Origin of the sequence: Tritonibacter sp. SIMBA_163, assembly GCF_046535935.1 — a bacterium.
GTDB lineage: Bacteria > Pseudomonadota > Alphaproteobacteria > Rhodobacterales > Rhodobacteraceae > Epibacterium > Epibacterium scottomollicae.
Genome location: NZ_JAWJBP010000052.1, coordinates 1 through 3500, shown reverse-complemented (window position 1 = coordinate 3500; position 3500 = coordinate 1). Strand labels below are relative to the sequence as shown.

Genomic DNA, 3500 nt, shown 5'->3' with positions numbered 1-3500 from the left:
GACGAGAAAGGCACTCGCGCCATGTTCTGGCGTCGGCATTCTGCGCTCGCTAACGAGTGTTTTTCCACAGAATCGGCTCACTGCCGACCTTAGCTGCGCGGCAGGGGCAAGCGCCTGATCGCCCCGCGCTGCATCGCTTCCGGCCCACAGCCGACCTTGGCTAGACCATCTAAGACTGCGATGCAGCTTCCCCAGACAAGACGCTGGGGGTTTCGGTGCTGCACTGTGACTCGTCCAAGGTTTACGCCGCCGAATTTGCTGCCGAGTACCACAGAGCTGTACCATAGCATTGCCCCAAACCTGATGAGCCAAACGCTCTCTTAGCTTAATCCACCCTTGGTCCCAAAGAGCTTTGACGCCGGACGCGATTACAGGCCACCGCAATCAGCCTTATTTCCCCCAGGGGCAGAGTGCCTCGACCTGTCGGCGACCAAGCTTATTCAACGTTTCTATGTTATCCAAATAAATCTTCTCTGGGTCCGCAACGTGCGCGAGGGTTTTGGTCATCTGATCTTGACGCAGAAGATGTATGGTTGGATAGGGCGAGCGATTGGTGAAATGGCTTAGATCGTCCGGTGCCACACCGTCAAATTGGTACTGAGGATGAAAGGATGCCAGTTGCACATCCCCTGTCAGCTCTGCTTGCTCCAAGAGTTGCTGAAACCAATCGAGTAAGTTGAGGTAATCATCGAACTCTTCTAGACCTTGGGTAAACATTAGCAGGCTGGTAGCGATGTCATTTTCGTTGGTCACGAGCAGGCGCTGTAGTTCCGTCAAAAAAAACCGCTTTAGATGTGCATCGGTCGTGGCGTCACATATGGCATAGTGGACTTGGTCTCGGGATATGACGCTCGAGGAAAATGGGCACAGATTTAATCCCACCACCATGTGTTCAAGCCAACGACGTGTGTTTTTCACCACGTCTTGATGAGGTGTCGATAATGTCTTTGGTTCGCGCTTTTTGATGTAATGGATCCCTTCATGTTTGAGACTTTATGCACGTTCTACCCATGGTTCCAAATTGTTTACGAAAGCGAAACCCAACGGAACGGTGCAGTCACTACCGTCTATCGTGTCATGCCATCCTGCGCCATAGCCGAGAACGGCCCTGAGCCGACCTTCATCCCCGATGCCGATTACTGCAATGCGGCCAGCCAAAGCTGCCGTTGGCTGCGTCTGCGAACCTCAGTCGCGATCCGAGGTCAGCAACGCGGGACCTTCCTGCAAGTCAGCAAGGGATGCGGGCCGGCACGCCCGGTCTCTGGTTCAGCTTGGCCTCGACGCGAAGGGTGGATCGGGAGCGGGCCAGACGCCAGCCCGCGTTCAGACGGCGCGTTAGAAGCCCGAATTACGCCATTTGATCGAGCAGCCCATCGAAGGCATCTGCTGCTTCGGTCCTTGACCCGTCCTGGCGATCTGCCGCATTGCATCCACCAGCTCGCGGGTTCGGTCTGCGGACGCATCAAGGCGGGCATTGTCCAGACGGCCGCGATATTGCAGCCCGCCATCGGCGTTCAGGCCAAAGAAGTCGGGCGTGCATACCGCGCCCCAAGCCTGCCCGACTGTTTGATGTTCATCTACGAGATAGGGGAAGCGCCAGCCCGCTTCGGCCGCAAAGCGTTGCATGTAGGCCGGGCGGTCTATCGGCACGGCGTGGTAGTCGTTAGACATCACGGCAAGCACTCCTATGCCCTCATCGAGCAAGGTATTGGCGTCTTCTGCCAGTCGGTCGGCAATCGCCTGAACATAGGGGCAATGATTGCATAGAAAGGCGACCAGCAGGCCCTTTTCGCCGAGATATTCGGACATCGTGAAAGCGCGGCCTTCGGGATCGCGCAGTGTAAAGTCCGGTGCCTTCCATCCGAAGTTGCAAATTGGGGTGTCGAGCAGCATGCGGGAAGCTCCTTGGCTTGATGTGAGATTGGCCCCACGCTGCTGCGCGAGGCCCGGTGGACGATGGTGATCCGACTTATTCCGCTGCGACAGAGATCCTTTCCCATGCGAAAGCCTGGAACGGCGCGTCGACCGGCGTTTCCGCGAGGTGGTTAGTGTAGTTCGACAGGACCTTCTGCGCCAAACCAACAAGGATATCGAGTATCGCACGGGGTTCGAACCCGGCGGCCAAGAAGGTATCCACAGCCGCTTTTGGCGCGTTGCCGCGTTCGCGCACGAGGATCAGCGTAAACTGGCGCAGCGCTTCGAGGCGCGCATCGGCAAGCGGTCGCTCCTCTCGCAAGGCGGCGACGATCTCGTCATCGACGCCTTGCATTTTGGCAATCGCGGTATGTGCGGGAACGCAGTAATGGCAGGCGTGCTCGACGTTGATCGTCAGCCACACGATATTGCGCTCGGTGACCGAGAGTGCGGTGCGCTCGAACATTTCATGCAGCTTGAAATAACTCTCCAGCAGCTCCGGCGACGAGGACATCACCTGATAGAGGCCTGGCAGCATACCGTATTCCTTAACCGCCTGTTCCATCAGCGGTTTCGCGGCCTCGGGTGCGCTCTCGATCGAGTGGTGGGTGAAAACGGTCATTTTGAACTCCAATCCGGCGAGTTTGGGGATGGCAATCTATCGGAGCCGGGATCTGATAGATTATGGATGCGCAGACATAAATTGCCGACAAAGAAGGAACCTTGTCGCAAGACAGATGCATCATGAGCTAGATGATGAGCGACAACAGCGCGTCATGCGCGGTGCGGGATATCTCCGGTTTTTGGCGCGCCACCGCCTGCATCATGGCGCCGTTGCCAGCCGAGATCACGAGCCGAGCCAGCGCCTCTGGCGGTGTGGTTGAGGTCACCTCGCCACTGGCCTGCGCGCGGTGAAAGGCCTGCGTGAGCGCCTGCAGCAGCAAGTTGTCCCCACGGCATATCTCAGTGGTCATATGCGGATCGCGCCCGACCTCTGCCGTGGAGCGCACCAACAGACATCCGCGCCCGTTGCCGGAAGACGCATCCGCCTCCCAGGCTTGCAAAAGGGCGTTCAAATTGTCCTTCAGCGGCGCCTCGCGTGCGAGTAGTTCAGTGGCCTTGCGGACGCGTTGGTCGATATATAGCGCCAGCGCACGCCGGAACAAATCCGGCTTCTCGCCAAACGCATAGGTCAGGCTCTGCCGTCTGAGGCCGGTGGCCTGTTCCAGATCGCGATAGGTGGTGCCATTGTATCCGCCCGCCCAGAAAGCGGTCATCGCCGCCTTTAGCGCGGTTGTTTCGTCAAAGGAGCGGGGGCGGCCGGTACGTGTCATGACGCACTATATGGATGGTCATTCATAATTATGCAAGTCCTTAGATCAAACACCTACGGAGGGCCCAGTATTCAGGTGTGTTCCCGAAACAGGACCAACCCTGCTTCGCGGTGTTGAAGGTCCGCTTCGGCGGTTTCTTAGCTCCTCGCTGCAGATCGTCGAATGTCGGCTGTCCGCCGATTCTGTGGAAAAACACTCGTTAGCGAGCGCAGAATGCCGACGCCAGAACATGGCGCGAGTGCCTTTCTCGTC

4 protein-coding genes are annotated in these 3500 nt (G+C 57.8%); all 4 read right to left on the bottom strand.

The features are described from left to right. Positions 1-390 precede the first annotated feature (390 nt). The gene (locus tag R0J92_RS21275) at positions 391-918 is read right to left on the bottom strand and encodes a DUF1415 domain-containing protein (RefSeq protein WP_411053107.1); all 528 of its coding nucleotides are present in this window, start codon (positions 916-918) and stop codon (positions 391-393) included. Positions 919-1335: 417 nt separating this feature from the next. Then, complete coding sequence (locus tag R0J92_RS21270) at positions 1336-1893, bottom strand: thioredoxin family protein (protein WP_411053106.1); 558 nt, start codon at positions 1891-1893, stop codon at positions 1336-1338. A gap of 76 nt (positions 1894-1969) precedes the next feature. Then, positions 1970-2536 (bottom strand): carboxymuconolactone decarboxylase family protein, encoded by a 567-nt coding sequence (locus R0J92_RS21265; protein WP_411053105.1) that lies wholly within the window; start codon positions 2534-2536, stop codon positions 1970-1972. A 127-nt stretch (positions 2537-2663) separates the two neighbouring features. Beyond that, positions 2664-3248 carry a TetR/AcrR family transcriptional regulator gene (locus R0J92_RS21260; protein WP_317385523.1) on the bottom strand — a complete coding sequence of 195 codons (585 nt, stop codon included), beginning with the start codon at positions 3246-3248 and terminating at the stop codon, positions 2664-2666. Between the last annotated feature and the right edge of the window lie 252 nt (positions 3249-3500).

What these genes read in the sequence shown, in the direction of transcription:
- R0J92_RS21265 (WP_411053105.1), bottom strand. Translation starts at nt 2,536, where the DNA reads ATGACCGTTTTCACCCACCACTCGATCGAGAGCGCACCCGAGGCCGCG.
- R0J92_RS21260 (WP_317385523.1), bottom strand. Translation starts at nt 3,248, where the DNA reads ATGACACGTACCGGCCGCCCCCGCTCCTTTGACGAAACAACCGCGCTA.
- R0J92_RS21270 (WP_411053106.1), bottom strand. Translation starts at nt 1,893, where the DNA reads ATGCTGCTCGACACCCCAATTTGCAACTTCGGATGGAAGGCACCGGAC.